Here is a 17,488-nt window from a genome sequence, read left to right as displayed (position 1 = left end):
GGGCCGCCAGGCCCGGCAACATTTCACCTCGGGCCACCAGGCCCGGCCACATTGACTTCCGGCCGTCAGGCCCGGCCGAGGCTCAGTTCTGCTGCGGCGCGTACCACGAGGCCAGGCCCTGTTGCAGCCGCTCGGCCGCGGCCTCGGGCGTCTCGGTGCCGGTGATGACATTGGCCGAGGCGGTCCAGGTCTCGTTCTCCAGGTTCGGCGTGCCCCGCGACAGGATCTGGTAGGTCGAGCGGATGGTGGGCTCGCAGCTCTCGCGCCAGGAGACGAATTCCTTGGCCAGCGCATCCTCCATCTCGACCGGCGCCGAATTCAGCGAGAAGAAGCCCGGCAGCGCATTGGCGTAAAGCGTGGCGAACTCGGACGAACCGACCCATTCCAGGAACTTCCGCGCCTCTTCCGGGTGCTGCGTCGCCGCGTTCATGCCCAGCGCGATGTCGGTATGGTCGCTGATATGGCAGGTGTCGCCCTCGGCCGGGACGGGGGGCGGAAAGGCGCCCATCTCGAAGGCACCGCCGATCTGCGGGCCGAAGACACCGATCTCCCAAGACCCGGCCGGATAGATCGCGGCGCGGCCCAGCGTGAACAGGTTCTGGCTGTCGGGATAGGTCTGCGCCTCGAACCCGTCGCCCAGGTAGTCCTTCCATTTCGCCAGCTGGCGGAAGGGCGCGACCCAGCCTTCGTCGGTCAGCTTTTGCGTGCCCTCGATCAGCGCCTTGCGGCCCTCCTCGCCCTTCCAGTAGTTCGGGCCGATGTTCTGGTAGCCCATGGTCGCGGCCTCCCACTGGTCCGCGGTGCCCATGGCCATCGGGATATAGGTGCCGTCCTCCTTGATCTTGTCGAGCAGGGCAAAGAACTCGGCCTCGGTCTTCGGCGGTGTCAGCCCCAGTTCCTCGAAGGCGGTCTTGTTGTAGATGAAGCCGTGGATCACCGAGGCCATCGGCACGCAGAAGGTCTGGGCGCCGTCATCGGTCTGCCAGGCCGATTTCGCCACGTCCGAGAAATTCGCCATCGCCGCCAGGTCGCTCAGGTCGGCCAGCTTGCCCTTCTTGAACAGCTCCAGCGAGGCGTCGAAGGGCCGGCAGGTGATCAGGTCGCCGGCCGAGCCCGCATCCAGCTTGGAGTTCAGCACCGCGTTGTATTCCGGCGGCGCCGAGGGCGCGAAATTGATCTTGATGCCGGGATTGGCCGATTCGAAGGCCGGGATGATCTTTTCCTGCCAGATGGCAAGGTCGTCGTTGCGCCAGCTCTCGATGGTCAGCGTCACGTCCTGGGCCCAGGCGGCGCCGGTCAGCAATGTGCTGGCCAGCAGCGCCAGGCGGATGGTCTTGGTCATGGTCTTCTCCCTTCGGCATCGGGTCTCTCGCGGACCCTCCGGTTGCAATCAGATCAGCGGGGCCAGCAGGCCCCCGGTTGCGGCCAGCCGCGCCTTGGCCATATCAGGCGCCATGCCGCGCGCGACCAGGATCGCGGGCTTCACCGCGCCGCCGGTGCGCGACAGCGCCGCCTCGGCCGCGTCGCGCCCGACCCCCGCCACGGCGGCGACGATACGGGCGGCGCGGTCCACCAGCTTGATGTTGTCGGCCACTAGGTTGACCATGTAGCCGTCATGGACATGGCCCAGCCGGATCGCCACCAGCACCGACAGCATGTTCAGCGCCACCTTCTGCGCCGTGGCCGCCCCCATGCGGGTCGAGCCGGAAACCACCTCGGCCCCGGTCTCGATCAGCACCGGGATGTCGGCGCGTTCCAGCAGGGCCGAGCCCGCCACATTGGCTAGGCCGGCCACGGTCACGCCCCGCTCCTGCGCCGCCGCGCAGATCGCCAGCGCATAGGGCGTGCGCCCCGAGGCCGAGAGGCACAAGAGCACATCCCCCGCCGCCAGCCCGGAACGGTCCAGGTCGGCCAGCGCAAGCCGCGGGTCGTCCTCGACGCTGCCTTGCAGGTGCAAAAGCGCCTCGGTCCCGCCGGCGAACATCATCGGCGTGCGCTCGGGCGCGATGCCGAAGGTGCCGGCCAGTTCCAGGCAATCGGCCAGCGCCATCAGCCCCGAGGAACCGGCCCCGGCATAGCCGAGCTTGCCGCCCCGGCGCAGCGTCTCTGCTGCGGCCTCGGCCGCGCGTTCCAGCGCCGGCAAGGCGGGCTGCAACGCAGCCAGCGCCGCGACCTGCGCCTCCAGCAGGATGCGCAGCACGTCGCCGCCGGGGCGCGCGTGAAGCCCTGTCGATGCCGGATGCCTTGCCTCGGTGCCGGATGCGGTCATGTGATTCCCCCTGTTCCGTTGATAATGCCAAAACAATACCACTTGTAAACCCCTTTCTTCAAAAAGGCCGAAAATCGGCGTTTCTTGGGGAAACTCAAATTAACCCTTCCCATTTGGTATTGTTTTGGTATCTTGCCTGCAAAGGGAGTCGCCATGTCATATTTCCTGGGCATAGACGGAGGAGGGACCGGCTGCCGCGCCGCCATCGCGGACGGCTCGGGCCGGATCATCGGCCGGGGCGCAGCGGGGCCGGCGAATATCTCGGTCGAGACCGAGGGGGCCTGCGCCAATATCCTCGCCGCCGCCCGCGCCGCGCTTCAGGACGCCGGGCGGGGCCACCTGGACGAACTGACCGCCGTGCTGGGCCTGGCCGGCGCCAATGTCACCGCCGCCGCCCGCAGCCTGCAGGCCATGCTGCCCTTTCGCCGCACGCGCATCGTCACCGATGCCGTCACTGCCGCCACCGGCGCGCTGGGGGGCGGGGACGGCATCGTCGCCGCCATGGGCACCGGCTCGGTCTTTGCGGTCCAGATCGGCGGCGAGATGCGGCAATATGGCGGGCGCGGCTTCGTCCTGGGCGACGAGGGCAGCGGCGCGGTGCTGGGCCGGGCGCTTCTGTCCGAGGCCCTGCGCGCCGAGGACGGCTTCGCGCCGATGAGCCCGCTGCTGCAAGCCGTCCTGGACGAGCTGGGCGGGATCGAGGGGGTGATCTCCTTCGGCTTCCGCGCCCGGCCCGCCGAATTCGCCGCATTCGCGCCGCGCATCACCGCCGGCACCGACCCGGCGGGCGAGCGCATCTTTGCCGCGGCCGTGGCCGAGATCCGCGCCATGATCGACACCTTGCAGGCCGGCCGCGACCTGCCGGTGGTGTTCCTGGGCGGGCTTGGCGCGCATTACGCCGCCCGCCTGCAGGGGCTGTGGCCCATCCAGCCGCCCAGGGGCTCGGGCCTCGACGGCGCGCTGCACCTGGCCCGGCAGGAGGCATGATGGGCGAGCTGTTCACCCCCGAGGCTTTCGAGGAAACCGGCGGCGGCCCGCTTTACCTGCAATTGCACCGGCTGATCGCCGAGGCCATCGCCTCGGGGCGGCTGCAGCCGGGCGACAGCCTGCCGTCGGAACGCGAGCTGGCGGCGATGACCGGCCTGTCGCGCGTCACCGTGCGCAAGGGGGTGGCGGAGCTGGTCGCCTCGGGGCAGCTGGTGCAAAGGCGCGGCTCGGGCACCTTCGTCGCGCCCAGGGTCGAAAAGCTGGAACAGGCGCTGTCGCTGCTGACATCCTTTACCGAGGACATGGCCCGGCGCGGCCGCAGCGTCGAAAGCCGCTGGATCGCGCGCGGCCTGCACGCCCCCGCCCCCGAAGAGGTGATGGCGCTGGGGCTGGGCGTCGGCGAAAAGGTGGCGCGGCTGGAACGGGTGCGCAGCTCGGACGGGGTGCCGCTGGCCATCGAGCGCGCCTCGCTGTCGCAAGCGATCCTGCCCGATCCCGAAGGCGTCACCGATTCGCTTTACGCGGTGCTGCAAGGCCGCGGGCTGCGGCCGGTGCGGGCGGTGCAGCGCATCTCGGCCGCGAACCTGAACGCCAAGGACGCCGAGCTGCTGGGCGTCAATCCCGGCGTGGCCGGACTGCGGATCGAACGCATCTCCTACCTGCCCTCGGGCAAGGTGGTCGAGTTCACCCGCTCGCTCTATCGCGGCGATGCCTATGACTTCGCCGTGGAACTGAAACTTGCCCCGGAAGGCGAAAGGAACCCGTGATGAGCCAGACGCATATGGCGCGCGAAGTGGCCGAGATCCCCGAAGCCGCCGCCCGTTTCCTTGACCGTTCGCGCGACGCGGTGCTGGATGCCGCCAGCGCCCTGCGCCGCAAGGATCCCGACCTGGTGGTGACGGTGGCGCGGGGGTCGTCCGACCATGCCGCGACCTATCTGAAATACGCCATCGAGCTTGAGGCAGGCGTGCCCGTCGCCTCGGTCGGGCCCTCCATCGCCTCGATCTATCGCCGGCCCCTGCGGCTGGGCAAGGCGGCCTGCATCGGCATCTCGCAATCCGGCCGCAGCCCGGACGGGGTCGAGATGATGCGCGCCTCGGGCCAGGGCGGGGCGCTGTCCATCGCCATCACCAATGTCTCCGACAGCCCGATGGCGCAGGTTTCGGCCCATTGCCTGCCCCTGCAGGCGGGCGAGGAGAAAAGCGTCGCCGCCACCAAGACCTTCGTCTGCTCGGTGCTGGCCGGCCTGTCGCTGCTGGCGGAATGGCGGCAGGATCACGCCTTGCAAGACGCCGTCGCCGCCCTGCCCGAAGGGCTGGCGCAGGCCGTGGCGCTGGACTGGTCGCCGCTGTCGGCGCGGCTGGCACGGGCATCGTCGGCCTTTGTCCTCGGCCGCGGCCCCAGCTTCGCCATCGCCTGCGAAGCGGCGCTGAAGTTCAAGGAAACCTCGGGCATCCATGCCGAGGCCTATTCGGCCGCCGAGGTGCTGCACGGCCCCGCCGCCATCGTGCAGGCCGGCTTTCCGGTACTGGCGCTGGGGATCGAGGACGCCGCCCTGCCCCAGCTGAAGGCCACGGCCGAGCGGCTGGCGGCGCAGGGCGCGGATGTCTTCGTCACCGGCACCGAGGTCGGCGGCGCCGTCACCCTGCCCTCGGTCCCCGGCCTGCATCCGCTGGTGGCGCCGCTTGTCACCATCGCCGGCTTCTACGCCTTCATCGAGGGCTTGGCGCGGCGGCGCGGCTTCGACCCCGACACGCCGCCGCATCTGCGCAAGGTGACGGAGACGGTGTGATGGCGCGCGAGGTCCTGACCGGCGCCCGCATCTTCGACGGCGCGCGTTTCCTCGACGGTCATGCGCTGGTGATCGAGGCGGGCGAGATCGCCGCCATCCTGCCCGAGCCCGAGGCCCCGGCCGAGGGGCGGCGGGCGGTCACGGGCATCCTGGCCCCGGCCTTCCTGGACCTGCAGGTGAACGGCGGCGGCGGGCTGATGCTGGACGGCACGACCGACCTGGACGGGCTGCGCCGCATCTGCGCCGCGCATCGCACGCTTGGCACCGCCGGGGTGCTGCCGACGCTGATCACCGACACGCCCGCGGCCACCGCCCATGTCATCGCGCTGGGGATCGCGGCGGCCAAGGCACAGGTGCCGGGCTTCCTGGGCCTGCATCTGGAGGGGCCGCATCTCGACCCGCGCCGCAAGGGCGCGCACGACCCGGCGCTGATCCGGCCGATGGCCGAGGACGACCTGGACCGGCTGTGCGAGGCCGCGCGGCAATTGCCGGCGCTGATGGTGACGCTGGCGCCCGAGGCGGCAAGCCCGCAGCAGATCGCCGCCCTTGCCGGAGCCGGCGCGGTGGTCAGCCTGGGCCACAGCGATTGCAGTTTCGAACAGGCGCAGGCCGGCTTTGCCGCCGGTGCCCGCTGCGCCACGCATCTGTTCAACGCCATGAGCCAGATCGGCAACCGCGCGCCGGGGCTGGTGGGCGCGGTGCTGGCCGGCGAGGCGGGCGCCGGGCTGATCGCCGACGGCATCCACGTCCATCCGGCGGTGATGCGGCTGGCGCTGGGGGCGCGGCCCGAGGGCATCTTCCTGGTCAGCGACTGCATGGCCTTCGCCGGCACCGATCTGACCGAGATGGAACTGGGCGGCCGCAAGGTGCTGCGCCGCGATGGGCGGTTGACGCTGGCCGACGGCACGCTGGCCGGCGCCGACCTGACGCTGCCGCAGGCCGTCGCCGTGCTGGTCCGCCAGGTCGGCATCGCGCCCGAACGCGCGCTGCGCATGGCCTCGGCCATTCCCGCGGAACTGCTGGGCTTGCAGGACCGTCATGGCACGCTGGCCCCCGGCCGGCCGGCCGAGCTGGTGCTGCTGGACCGCGATTTCGCCTTGCGCGAGCATTGGCTGTCGCCCTGATGGCCGGCAAATGCCGAGTGGAACGCACGGTCTTTTCCTCGCCCGCCGCTCGTGCGACACTCGGCCCCGCGCGAAACCAAGGATGAGGCTGCGATGAACGCCCCCCTGCCCGAGGCGGTGAAGAAATCCGTTCTGCTGAACGGGCTGGCCCCCGAAGTGCGCGACAAGCTGCTGAAGGACGCCCAGCGCCGCAGTTATCGCGAGGGCGAGACCATCTTCCTGCAAGGCGATCCGGCGCGGGCGGTGTTCATCGTGCTGAACGGCTTCATCAAGCTGTCGCGGCTGACCCCCGGCGGGTCCGAGGCGGTGGTGGCGATCCTGGGCCGCAACCGCAGCTTCGCCGAGGCGATGGCGCTGCGCGGCACGCCCTATCCCGTCTCGGCCGAGGCGGTGTCGGACTGCACGGTCCTGCAGATCGACGGGGCGCGGCTGCGCCAGCTTCTGCTGGAGAATCAGGAATTCGCCATCGGCCTGCTCGCCTCGACCTTCGTGCATCTGCAAGGGCTGGTGGACCAGATCGAAAAGCTCAAGGCCCATACCGGGGTGCAGCGGGTGGCGCAGTTCCTGGCCGACCTGTCGGATGCCGTGGCCGGCCCGGCCGAAGTCCGGCTGCCCTATAACAAGCGCCTGATCGCCGGGCACCTGGGCATGCAGCCCGAAAGCCTGTCGCGCGCCTTCGCCCGGCTGCGCCAGCACGGCGTCGAGGTCGAGGCCGACAAGGCCACCATCGCCGACATCGCCGAATTGCGCATGCTGGCCATGGACTGACCCGCCGCCCCCGGCATTGGAAATCACCGCGCGCCGCGCCGGCCCTCGCCCCATCGGGTGAAGGTCCGCCGGCGGTTGCGCGATAGCGACGGTGCATTGCTTTCCATGGAAAGGTTGAAACGCACCGCGGCTTTGCTCTTGCCAGTGCCTTGGCGCCCTTGATGCTGTTGTCGGCCTGCGACACCTCCGGGCCGGACCCCGCAACCGCCGACCAGGTGAACCAGAGCGAGATGACCGCGGCCGTGGGCCTGCCGGGGGCGGCCTTCGGCGGGGATGCCTATCGCGACGCCGGGCTTCAGGTCGCGACCGCCAGCCTGAACGATGCCGCCCAGCGCCGTTCGGCGGCCGAGGCTGCGCCCGCCGCCACGGGGTCGCCGATCCAAAGCGCAACCGCCACGCTGGACACGCCCGCTGCGGCCTCGGCAGGCGCATCCCGGCCCGGCACCGGGAAATGCGAACAGCGGCCGCAAGGCCGCGCGGCAAGCAGCCGGCTTCGCGACTATTCCGACCGGCTGCTCGCCCTGGGCGCGCATGGCGGCAGCTCGGTCCATGTCTCGGCCAAGATGGCATGGTGCGGCGCGAACAGAGGCATCGCGGTGCTGGAAACCTGCCTGGCCGAGGCCAGGGCGGCCGGGGACGCCGAATGCGTCGCCAGCATCCCGACCGCCTTGCAGGACACCCGCCGCCTGGCCAGCGAGGCAAGGCAGACCGCGAATCAGTCCTGTGCCTATGCCCCGGACGGGTGGATGGCCAGCTGCCCCGCGTAGCCGGCGGGGCGCGGCGCTGTCGAAAATGCGGCCAAAACATGGCCTTGCCCGGTATCGGCGCTTGACCTGGGCGGATCCGAAAATAACATCGACCCCGGCATTCCCGTCCGGGTCGGATGCGCGGGCCGGACAAGGCCCGCCCCCTGCCCGCGGCAAGGGCTGCAAAGCAAGAGGCAGGCGGGGCATTTCAGGCGGTCCATGAACGGCATCGAGGAACGGCTGACCGACCTGATCTATGCGATCCTTCTGGGCGAGCGCAGCTGGCGCGACTTCCTGGCCGAGATCGAGCGCGCAACGCCGGGCGGCATGGGGGCGATGTTCTACCAGGGCGCCGACGGCAGCTGCTCCATCCTGCACAACAGCGCGCCGGAAAAAGCGCTGGCGGAATATGTGGACTACTATACCCACCGCAACCCCTGGATGGAGCGGGCGATGGCGGCCCAGTCGCGCCAGTCCATGCCGGCGCATCGGCTGGTGCCGCATGACGAATTGCTGCGCACCGAATTCCACGATGGTTTCCTCAGGCCGCTGGGGCTGGACACGGCGGCGGGGCTGCTGCTGGATGCGCGGCGTTCGGGCACCGCGACGCTGACGATCATGGCCCCGCTGGGCCAGTCCGCGCTGATCGAGGCATGGTCGCAAACCTTCAACCGGATTTCCGCACATCTGCACCGGGCCATGGCCTGGTGTCGCCGTGGCTCGGGGCTGGGCGCGCTGGCGGAACTGCCCGCGGTGCTGTCGCAATCGCTGGACCTTGGGGTGATGATCGTCGGCGCGGATCGCAAGATCCTGCCGGTGTCGCCGGCCGCGCAACTCTCGGACAAGGTTTGGCAGGCGGTCCGGCAATCGCCCTTTGGCACGGTCGGGCTGGTCGATCAGGCCGCCGACGACTGCCTGGGCGAGATGCTGTCTCGCAACCACGCCGGGCGCAAGCTGGCAGAGTTCAGGACGGCGCAGGCCACGATCACCATGGTCCGCATCCGCCGCGACGAATTGTCGGAACTGCTGCTTGGCCCCTGCGTCATGCTGGCGGTCGATCCGGGGCTGCACGGGCTGGACCTTGAACAAAAGCGCGACCGGCTGCGCCTGGCCCATGACCTGACCGCCGCGGAAGGCAGGGTGCTGGGCGGGTTGCTGCAAGGCTTCAACCTCAGGCAGATCGCCGAGGCGGCCGGGCTGTCGCACGAGACGGTGCGAACCCAGCAAAAGGCGCTGTTCGTCAAGACCGGGGTCAACAGCCAGACCCAGCTCGTCAACCTGGCGCATGGCCATCCGCCGCAGGACCGGGACGAACCGGGTCGCTGACCGGCGGGGCCGTCATATGACGTGCAGCCCCCAGACCAGCGCCAGCCAGATCGCCAGCGGCACGGTAAAGGCCGCGCGCCAGCCCGAGCCCCGGCCGAGATGCAGGAAGCCGCCCAGGATCGCGCGGGCCTTGAGGAACGCCACCGCCAGCAGCGCCGCCGCCGCGGCAGGGCCGGGCACGAAGGCCAGCGCCGTGGTCGCGGCGGTCAGCGCCAGCAGGGTCAGCCAGATGCGCGTCAATTCCATCCCCTAGCCCAGCAGGTAGACCGGCGGCAGGATCAGCACCCAGACCAGGTCGACCATGTGCCAGAAGGCCGCGCCCGCCTGCACCTCTTCGGGGCGCAGCCGGATCGCGACCAGCGCCAGCACGCCGATGCCGAACAGCACGTGCGCGGCGTGAAAGCCGGTCAGCAGATAGTAGAAGGTGAAGAACGGATGGCTCTCCATCCCCAGGCCCGCGCGCAGGTCGCCGGCATATTCCGCCGCCTTCACCGCCAGGAAGGCCGCGCCCCCCAGGGCGGCCAGCGCCAGCCCGATGCGCGCGCGGCGGCCGTCGCCGCGGTGGCAGGCGCGCTCGGCCAGGGCGGCGCAGAAGCCCGAGCTGACCAGGATCGCCGTGTTCAGCGCCGCCATCCAGCCATGCAGCTGCGCCTGCGCCGCGGCAAAGCCGGCCGGGTCGGTCAGCCGCACCCCGGCCATGGCGGTGATGCCGGCGGCAAAGACCAGCAGTTCCGAGGCGATCAGCACCCACATGATCGGCTCGCCCGGCAGATCCTGGACCCGCATCACACCACCAGCTGGCGATAGATCACCGGCAGGGCCGCCAGCAGCCGGTCGGGATGCGGGATCAGCGAAAAGCCACCCTGGCCGAAGATGCGGGGAAACCAGCTTTTCGCGTCGCGGTCCACGGTGATGCCATGCACGGCATGGCCGGCGCGCCGCGCCTCGCGCACCGCCATGGCGCTGTCCTCGATGCCGTGGCGACCCTCGTAATGGTCGAGGTCGTTGGGCTTGCCGTCGGTGATGACCAGCAAAAGCCGCCGGCTGCTGGCCTGCTGCGCCAGCCCGGCCGAGGCATGGCGGATGCCGGCGCCGAGCCTTGTATAGAAGCGCGGCCGCAGCCCGGCAATGCGCCGTTCGACCGCAGCGCCCATCGGCTCGTCGAAATCCTTGCAGGCGGTCAGGAACACTCGGTCGCGCTTCAGCGAGGAAAAGGCGTTGACCGCGAAACGGTCGCCGCAGGCATCCAGCCCCCAGGCCAGCGCCGCCAGCGCCTCGCGCTCGGTCTCGATCACCGCGCGGCCCGTCACCGCGCTTTCGGTGGAACGCGACACGTCGAGCAGGATCGACACCGCAAGGTTGCGCGCCAGCGGCCGGGACTGGCGCCAGATGCGGTCGCTGCCCTGGCCGGTGGCGCGCAGGTCGGCGGCGGCGCGGACGGTCAGCTCGGCGTCCAGATCGTCCCCGTCGCGGTGGCCGGTGGTGGTGACGCGGCCGGGACGCAGCGCCTCGAACTGGCGGCGCACGGCGCGGATGCGGGTTTGCGCACGGGGGTCCGGGGTCAGCGCCTCGTCATGCTCGGGCGCGCGGTTTTCCAGCACGCGCACATGATCGGCAAGATAGCGGCCGCGCCGCGCATCCCATTCGGGATAGGTGCGGATGCCGGCGACCGCCTCAAGATCCGCATCCTCGGGCGCAAGATCGAGATGCAGCCGCAAACGCGTCGCCGGTGCCTTCGACACCTGGCCAAGGCCCAGTTCTTCCTGATCCTCGGCCGCCTTCTTCGCGTCGTCCTGATCGTCATCGTCGACATGCCGGTTGAGGTTCATCAGGTCGGCCCAGCTCAGCAGGGCCTCGAACTTGTGCAGGATCAGGCTGTCGCGGCGCTGCGGCTGGTCGCTCTGCCGGCGGCGGGCGCGGAACATGCGCCCGCTGGCCGGGTCGGCGGCGATGCCGTCGGGCGCATCGCCCGGCGCCGCGGCCAGCGTCGTCTCGGGCAGGGCCAGGTCGGGCCAAAGCGGCACCGGCCGCATCGGGTGATAGTCGCGCGGCGCCCTGGCCTGCGGATCGTCCAGCTCGGCCAGCCAGTCGCGGGCCAGGGGCGGCAGCGGCGCGGGATCGCCCAGAAGATGGCGCGCCAGCGCCTCGACCACCGCCTCGGCCGGGGGCAGCGGCGGGTCGGGGCGCAGGGACAGCACCAGCCTGGCCAGATCGTCGTAAAGCCCGGCCAGGCCCGGCGCATCCTCCAGCGTCGCCGCGACGGCCCGGCGCGCCGCGCCCAGCCGCGCCAGGTCGCGGCGCAGCGGATCGTCCTGCGGCGGCACCGGGCTGCCATGCGCGGCGCAGGCCGCCAGCCACAGGTAAAGCGCCCCGTTCGCCTGGCGCGAGGGCAGCGCCGTCAGCCGTTCCGGCAGGCGCAGGATCTCGCCGTCGAAACTTGCGCGCGGCACCATCTCGGCCGGGGTGCCCAGCCGGCGAAGCCAGCCGATGCGATGATGCGATGCCTGGGCGGCGGCGGGTCGGATCTCGACCCCCGCGCCGCCGCCCAGGGCCCGGAACAGCACCGCGAGCCGCCCCGAGACCTCGGAAAGCGCCACCGCCTGATCCTCGAACGCCTCCGGCGCGCCGAAGCTGCTGGCCCAGACGTGCCAGAGCTTGCCGACGGTTTCCTCGGGTTCCCAGGGTTCCAGGTCCAGGCCCATGATGGCGTCCTCCCTTAGCCGAAGATCGCCGCGGCCAGGTCGCGCAACCCGCGCTTGACCTCGGCATCGTCGGTCAGGGGCTCGATCATCGCCGCCTCGATGGCGCGGTCCAGGGACATGCCCCGCGCGACCAGGCTGGCGGCATAGACCACCAGCCGGGTCGAGACCCCCTCTTCCAGATCCTGGCCCTTGAGGCCGCGGATCTTGCCCGCCAGCCGCACCAGCCCCAGGGTGCGGTCGCGGTCGAGGCCGCTTTCGCGGGCCACGATCTCGGCCTCGCGCCGGGGTTCGGGAAAGTCGAACTCCATGGCCACGAAGCGCTGCCGGGTCGAAGGCTTCAGCGTCTTGAGGATGTTCTGGTAGCCGGGGTTGTAGGAGGCGACCAGCATGAAGCCGGGCGCCGCCTCGATTTCCTCGCCGGTGCGGTCAATGGGCAGGATGCGGCGGTCGTCGGTCAACGGGTGCAGAACGACGGTCACGTCCTTGCGCGCCTCGACCACCTCGTCGAGATAGCAGATCGCGCCCTCGCGCACGGCGCGGGTCAGGGGACCGTCGGTCCAGACCGTCTCGCCGCCCTTGAGCAGGTAGCGGCCGATCAGGTCGGCCGCAGACAGGTCGTCATGGCAGGCGACCGTATAAAGCGGCCGGCCCAGCCGCGCCGCCATATGGGCGACGAAGCGGGTCTTGCCGCAGCCGGTCGGGCCCTTCAGCAGCACCGGCAGGTCGTTCGCGGCGGCGGCCTCGAAGACCGCGACCTCGTCGCCCTGCGGCAGGTAGAAGGGGGCGTCGGCCGCCCCGTTCCGTTCGGGTTTCGCATAGGCGTTCATGGCTTACTCCGCAGCCTCCAGATGGCCGTCCTTGTGCGCCTGCACCGGGCCGGCTGTGACCACCTCGCGGCGCGGGAACAGCACCGCATAGATGAAGAGCAGCGCGCCCAGCACCACCGCGACGCCCGAGCCGAAGCGCATCCAGTAGAACAGCGCCAGCCCGTCCTGCACGTCCATGAAGAACCCGCCCTCGACCCGCTGCAGATGGGTCTGCACCGTGCCGGCGAAGGTCAGCGTCACCGTCATGAACACCATGCCCGAGGACATCAGCCAGAACGAGGCCATGTTCAGCACCTGGTTGTAGGGGTCGCGGTTCTTCATCAGCGGCATGCAATAGGTCACAAGCGCCAGCACCAGGCAGACATAGGCGCCATAGAAGGCCAGGTGGCCATGCGCGGCGGTGATCTGCGTGCCGTGGGTATAGTAGTTCACCCCGTGCAGCGTGTGCAGGAAGCCCCAGACCCCGGCCCCGAAGAAGGCCAGCACGGTGCAGCCCAGGCTCCAGACCAGCGCCGCCTTGTTCGGGTGATCGCGCCGGCCCTTCCAGACCATGACGAAGGCAAAGGACATCATCGCGAAGAAGGGCACGATCTCGAAGCTCGAGAAGATCGAGCCGATCCACTGCCAATAGGCCGGCAGGCCGATCCAGTAGTAATGGTGCCCGGTGCCCAGGATGCCCGAGAACAGCGCCGTGGCGACGATGACGTAAAGCCATTTCTCGACCACCTCGCGGTCCACGCCGGTCAGCTTGAGCATCAGGAAGGCGAGGATGGCGGCCATGATCAGCTCCCACACGCCCTCGACCCACAGGTGGATCACCCACCACCAGTATTGCTTGTCGAGGACCAGGTTCGCCGGGTTGTAGAAGGCAAAGAGCCACAGCAGCACCAGCCCCCACAGGCCCATCAGCAGCACGTTCGTGACCGCCGTCCGCCGGCCCTTCAGCGCGGTCATGCTGACGTTGTACATGAAGATCACCGCGGCCACGGCGATGCCGACCTTGACCCATTTCGGTTGTTCCAGGAACTCGCGCCCCTCCTTGCCCAAAAGCCAATGGCCATGGAAAAGGTCGAACAGATAGGTCACGACCACGCCCAGCGTGCCCAGCACGAAAATGCCCAGCTGGATATAGGCCAGCATCGGCGAATGGATTTCGCGCTCGGCCTCTTCGGGCAGGATGTAATAGGTCGCGCCGAAAAAGCCCAAGAGCAGCCAGACGACCAGGCTGTTGGTATGCAGCATCCGCGCGATATTAAAGGGCAGCAATTCGGACAGGAAATTCGGGCTGACATAGATCCAGCCCATGATCAGGCCGAAAATCACCTGAACGGCGAAAAGCGCCATGGCCACCAGGAAATAGGCATAGGCGATGCGTTGCGAATGGTATCTCATCGGTTTTCCCCCTCAGCCCGCGTCGTTCGGTGGCCAGTTCTGGGTGTTGATCGTGCCGGTCCACAGCAGGAAATCCGACAGCGCCCGGAATTCCTCGTCCGTCAGATCGAAGCGGGGCATCTGGCGGCGGCCCTCGATTCCGGTGGGCATGGATTCCATCCAGCCCTTCAGCGTCTCGAAGGCGGATTCGGGATCATCCTGCACGCCCCAGCGTTTCATCACATTGCCAAGCTCGGGGGCGAAATAGGCGCCCTCGCCCAGGATGGTATGGCAGTCAATGCAGGCGTTGCGTTCCCAGATATGCTTGCCCTCGACGACCGAGGGGGTGAGCTGGCTTTCATCCACTGCCTTGGTGCGGGCATAGATATGGCTATGCACGGTTAACGCGCCAAAGATCAGGATGAAGAATATGGACCCGCCGTAGAAGACGTTCCGGGCCATGTTCTTGGTCATGATTTCGCTCATGACGCGGGTCCCCTATCTGTTGTTTTCGATACGACCTCACTGTCCGGCAAGCGTGAGTCGATCATTGATGAAAGTCAAGCGAGGCAAAAGCTTGAGATCTTGCCGGGAAATTCCGCATGCGGCGCGGGGATCGCCAGCTCGATCCGGCAGCCCGGCAGGCGCGCCAGCGCCGCGCAGGCGGCCTCGGACGGCATCAGGCAAAGCGCGGTCGAAAGCCCGTCGGCCAGGGCGGCGCTGTCGGCGCTGACCGAGATCGTGTCCCAAGGCGGCGCCCCGCCGTCCGGCGCCAGGATATGCGGCAGGTCGCGCGGGCCGATCAGCGTACCGCCGGGCGACGAGGTCGCCAGCGCCCGGTCGCCCAGCCGGATGCGGCGGTGTTCGCGCCCTGCGGCATCGGCCAGCCCCACCCGCCAGCCGCGCGCACCCAGCGCCCGCATCTCGCCCGCGTCGATCAGCAGGTCGGTCAGGCCGTGGCGCGCGGCCGCCCCGGCCAGCCTGTCGGCGGCCCAGCCCTGCGCCAGGCCGTTGAAGGTCAGCGCCATGCCGGGGCGGGCCAGCCGCACCTCGGCCCGCGACCAGGCGACCGAATCCCAGCCGGCCAGGGCACGGGCCGCGGCCTCGTCCCCGCCCTGCGCCCGCGCCAGCCACAGCGGCTGCACGGTGGGGTCGAAGGCGCCGCCGGTGGCGCGATGCAGCCGGTCGGACAGGGCCAGCAACTCGACCATGCCGGCGGCGGGAAAGCGCAGCCGCCCGTCGCGGTTCAGCCGCGCCAGGTCCGAGTCGCGATGCAGCGAGAACAGGTTTTCGACCTGGGCCAAAAGCCACGCCGCCTCGGCAAAGAAGCCGCGCGCCTGCGCCGGGCCCGCGCCATGCAGCCGCAAGGTGACATCGGCACCCATGGCGCGGCCCCGCCATTCCTGGGAAGGCGCGGCGGGTGCGGCGCCTGCCATGCCGGGCAGCGCGGCGCTGGCGGTCAGCAGCAGGAAGCGGCGGCGGTTCATGGCGCATCTCCGGTCGGGGCGGGACTGCGGGCGCGGCGCTTGAGCACCGGGCAGGTGCCGGGGTCGTTCATCACCACTTGGCAGCGCAGGCACAGCACGCATTCGTTGGGGTTGATCCGGCCCAGCGGGTCGATGGCGCCGACGGTGCATTTCGTCTCGCACAGCCGGCATTCGCGGCCGCATTGCGGGCGGCGCTTGAGCCAGTCGAAGATCTTCAGCTTGGCCGGGATCGCCAGCCCCGCGCCCAGGGGACACAGGTAGCGGCAATAGAACCGCTCGATGAACAGCCCGCCCGCCAGCACCGCAAGCGCGAACAGCACGAAGGGCCAGGCGCGCAGGAAGCGCATCGAGATCGCGGTCTTGAACGGCTCGACCTCGGCCAGGATCAGCGCCTGCTCCATGCTGTAGAAGCTCAGCGCGACGATGGCGACGAACAGCGTATACTTGATGACCCATAGCCGCTCGTGCAGGGCCTGGGGCACGGCGATCTGCCGCACCCCCAGCCGCTGGGCGGCGGCGTTCATCAGCTCTTGCAGCGCGCCGAAGGGGCACAGCCAGCCACAGAACACGCCGCGGCCCCAGAACAGCAGCCCCAGGGCGACGGCGGACCAGATCAGGAAGATGATCGGCTCGATCAGGAAGGTCTCCCAGCGAAAGCCGGACAGCAGCGCGTTCAGGAAGGCCACCACCTGCACCACCGAAAGCTGGCCGTTCAGCCCCCAGCCCAGCACGAAAAGCGTGGTGGCCAGAAAGCCCAGCCGCACGCGCCGCCACAGCATCGGCCGGCGCACCAGCGCCTCTTGCCCGAACAGGATCAGCGCCAGCACGAACAGCATGGCGCCGACGATGGCGATGCCGGGGATCTTCTTCAGCCAGAACTCCTGCCACAACGGGACGGCGGGGGCCTCGGCGACGGCATAGGCCGCGGGCAGGCGGATGGTGGCGCGGATGGGCAGCGCGCCTTCGCCCCCCGCGGCCAGCGGCCGGGTCGCCGTCACCACCAGGTCGAAGGGCCGGCGCGGGTCGATGCCGCCGGCGGCAGGGTCGATGTTCAGCCGGAACAGGCTGATTTCCTTGAAGGCCGGTGCGTCGGCCAGCGCCAGCGTCTCGGCCATGACGAAATCGCCGTCGCCCGGCTCGATCCGCAGCGCGCCCTGTTCGAAGGCGATGCGCTCGAACCGGCCCGAGCGGCGCCATTCCGTGCCGCGCGGGCTGTAAAGGCCGCGCGACAGCACCGCCACCAGCGCCTGTCCCGGCTGCAAGGCGCCCACGGCGGCGGTGAAGTCCTGCGCGCCCAAGAGGTTGCGCCCGACGGTCGGCGGGTCGATCAGCCCGGCATAAAGGTCGAGGAACGGCGCCTCCGATGGCTCGACCGGCACCTTGGCGCCGGCAAAGGCCCGCGCCGCCTCGGCCATCGAGACCGAGGCATGGCCGAATGCCCCCTCGGCCAGCAGTTCGGCCCAGGTGGCGGGGCGGTAGCCCACGCGGTCGATGCCGCCGCCGCCCAGCCCCTGCGCCTGCGCCAGCACCCGGCCGCTGCGCAGGATGCCGTCGCGAATCACCCCGGTCGAGACCGTCGCGCGCGAGATCACCGGCGGCAGCCCGCGATCCCGCCCTTGGCCCTGCGACAGGTCGACGCCGCGGAACCCGTCCACATAGGCGGCGATATGCGCCTGCGAGATCCCGAGGCTCAGCACCGGCTCGGTCTGGCGCACCAGCCTGGCGCCGGCGATGACCCCCTTGGGCGTGACCGCGACCAGCACGTCCAGCGGCTTGCCGGAATAGCCGGTTGTCGCCGCGATCTCCCAGGTCGAGCCGATCATGCCCAGCGCCCGGCCGTCGCGGCTGACGCTCCAGCCCGGCACCGGGGTTTCGCGGCGGTCCAGGACCACCGGCCCGTCGGCGCCGAACAGCGCCTGCGCCAGCCGCGCGTCGGGGGCGGCGGGCGGTTCGGCCCAGGCGGGCAGAATCAGCAGGACCAGCGCCAGGAGCGCAGCCAGCAGGCGGCAGGGTGCAACAAGATATTTGACGGGCATCGCCATCCGCATCCCAGGGTTTTCCTGCTGATCGCGCGAATGCCGCAGCCCGG

General features: G+C 70.0%; 18 protein-coding genes. 7 read left to right on the top strand and 11 right to left on the bottom strand.

The window, feature by feature from the left end:
* Positions 1–82 precede the first annotated feature (82 nt).
* Genes E3U25_RS21905 through E3U25_RS21895 form a run of 3 tightly spaced genes read right to left on the bottom strand, consistent with a single transcriptional unit; the run spans position 83 to position 2,424 of the window.
* On the bottom strand, positions 83–1,342 hold the full coding sequence (locus E3U25_RS21905) for an ABC transporter substrate-binding protein (RefSeq protein WP_036751928.1): 1,260 nt from the start codon (positions 1,340–1,342) through the stop codon (positions 83–85).
* A gap of 48 nt (positions 1,343–1,390) precedes the next feature.
* Complete coding sequence (locus E3U25_RS21900; protein ID WP_116223065.1) at positions 1,391–2,269, bottom strand: N-acetylmuramic acid 6-phosphate etherase; 879 nt, start codon at positions 2,267–2,269, stop codon at positions 1,391–1,393.
* Positions 2,266–2,424 carry a hypothetical protein gene (locus tag E3U25_RS21895; RefSeq protein WP_166435616.1) on the bottom strand — a complete coding sequence of 53 codons (159 nt, stop codon included), beginning with the start codon at positions 2,422–2,424 and terminating at the stop codon, positions 2,266–2,268. The genes E3U25_RS21900 and E3U25_RS21895 overlap by 4 nt, the downstream gene beginning before the upstream one ends.
* On the opposite strand from E3U25_RS21895, the gene E3U25_RS21890 reads away from it, so the two are divergent.
* From E3U25_RS21890 to E3U25_RS21860, 7 genes are all read left to right on the top strand, one after another.
* Entirely contained in the window at positions 2,423–3,256 is an 834-nt protein-coding gene (locus E3U25_RS21890; protein WP_072461080.1) for a glucosamine kinase nucleotide-binding domain-containing protein, read from the top strand. The two genes, E3U25_RS21895 and E3U25_RS21890, sit on opposite strands and share 2 nt — an antisense overlap.
* On the top strand, positions 3,256–4,023 hold the full coding sequence (locus tag E3U25_RS21885; protein ID WP_036751936.1) for a GntR family transcriptional regulator: 768 nt from the start codon (positions 3,256–3,258) through the stop codon (positions 4,021–4,023). The genes E3U25_RS21890 and E3U25_RS21885 overlap by 1 nt, the downstream gene beginning before the upstream one ends.
* Complete coding sequence (locus tag E3U25_RS21880) at positions 4,023–5,048, top strand: SIS domain-containing protein (RefSeq protein WP_116223066.1); 1,026 nt, start codon at positions 4,023–4,025, stop codon at positions 5,046–5,048. The genes E3U25_RS21885 and E3U25_RS21880 overlap by 1 nt, the downstream gene beginning before the upstream one ends.
* On the top strand, positions 5,048–6,172 hold the full coding sequence (nagA, locus tag E3U25_RS21875) for an N-acetylglucosamine-6-phosphate deacetylase (protein WP_116223067.1): 1,125 nt from the start codon (positions 5,048–5,050) through the stop codon (positions 6,170–6,172). The genes E3U25_RS21880 and nagA overlap by 1 nt, the downstream gene beginning before the upstream one ends.
* A gap of 93 nt (positions 6,173–6,265) precedes the next feature.
* Complete coding sequence (locus E3U25_RS21870) at positions 6,266–6,940, top strand: Crp/Fnr family transcriptional regulator (protein ID WP_036751943.1); 675 nt, start codon at positions 6,266–6,268, stop codon at positions 6,938–6,940.
* A gap of 161 nt (positions 6,941–7,101) precedes the next feature.
* Positions 7,102–7,707: a hypothetical protein gene (locus tag E3U25_RS21865; RefSeq protein WP_116223068.1), complete on the top strand. Its 606-nt coding sequence runs from the start codon at positions 7,102–7,104 to the stop codon at positions 7,705–7,707.
* A 198-nt stretch (positions 7,708–7,905) separates the two neighbouring features.
* Entirely contained in the window at positions 7,906–9,012 is a 1,107-nt protein-coding gene (locus E3U25_RS21860; RefSeq protein ID WP_116223069.1) for a helix-turn-helix transcriptional regulator, read from the top strand.
* A gap of 12 nt (positions 9,013–9,024) precedes the next feature.
* Here the strand turns inward: E3U25_RS21860 and E3U25_RS21855 are convergent, their stop codons facing one another.
* The 8 genes from E3U25_RS21855 to E3U25_RS21820 all read right to left on the bottom strand — a co-directional run bounded on the left by E3U25_RS21855 (position 9,025) and on the right by E3U25_RS21820 (position 17,441).
* Positions 9,025–9,258, bottom strand: a complete 234-nt coding sequence (locus E3U25_RS21855; RefSeq protein WP_036751948.1) for a cytochrome C oxidase subunit IV family protein — start codon at positions 9,256–9,258, stop codon at positions 9,025–9,027.
* Positions 9,259–9,261: 3 nt separating this feature from the next.
* Entirely contained in the window at positions 9,262–9,798 is a 537-nt protein-coding gene (locus E3U25_RS21850) for a cytochrome c oxidase subunit 3 (RefSeq protein WP_072461085.1), read from the bottom strand.
* Positions 9,798–11,714 (bottom strand): nitric oxide reductase activation protein NorD, encoded by a 1,917-nt coding sequence (locus E3U25_RS21845; protein WP_181180842.1) that lies wholly within the window; start codon positions 11,712–11,714, stop codon positions 9,798–9,800. The genes E3U25_RS21850 and E3U25_RS21845 overlap by 1 nt, the downstream gene beginning before the upstream one ends.
* 14 nt (positions 11,715–11,728) lie before the next feature.
* Positions 11,729–12,541, bottom strand: a complete 813-nt coding sequence (locus tag E3U25_RS21840; RefSeq protein WP_036751956.1) for a CbbQ/NirQ/NorQ/GpvN family protein — start codon at positions 12,539–12,541, stop codon at positions 11,729–11,731.
* A gap of 3 nt (positions 12,542–12,544) precedes the next feature.
* Positions 12,545–13,933 (bottom strand): cbb3-type cytochrome c oxidase subunit I, encoded by a 1,389-nt coding sequence (locus E3U25_RS21835; RefSeq protein WP_036751959.1) that lies wholly within the window; start codon positions 13,931–13,933, stop codon positions 12,545–12,547.
* A gap of 12 nt (positions 13,934–13,945) precedes the next feature.
* A complete protein-coding gene (locus tag E3U25_RS21830; RefSeq protein ID WP_116223071.1) occupies positions 13,946–14,398 on the bottom strand; it encodes a c-type cytochrome in 453 nt (150 codons plus the stop codon).
* Positions 14,399–14,472: 74 nt separating this feature from the next.
* The gene (locus tag E3U25_RS21825) at positions 14,473–15,399 is read right to left on the bottom strand and encodes an FAD:protein FMN transferase (RefSeq protein ID WP_116223072.1); all 927 of its coding nucleotides are present in this window, start codon (positions 15,397–15,399) and stop codon (positions 14,473–14,475) included.
* Positions 15,396–17,441 carry a NosR/NirI family protein gene (locus E3U25_RS21820; protein ID WP_116223286.1) on the bottom strand — a complete coding sequence of 682 codons (2,046 nt, stop codon included), beginning with the start codon at positions 17,439–17,441 and terminating at the stop codon, positions 15,396–15,398. The genes E3U25_RS21825 and E3U25_RS21820 overlap by 4 nt, the downstream gene beginning before the upstream one ends.
* Between the last annotated feature and the right edge of the window lie 47 nt (positions 17,442–17,488).

The organism is Paracoccus versutus, from assembly GCF_029909795.1.
In the GTDB taxonomy this organism is placed as follows: domain Bacteria; phylum Pseudomonadota; class Alphaproteobacteria; order Rhodobacterales; family Rhodobacteraceae; genus Paracoccus; species Paracoccus versutus.
The sequence above is the reverse complement of the archived record's forward strand: the minus strand, read 5'-3'. Positions and strand labels throughout refer to the sequence as shown.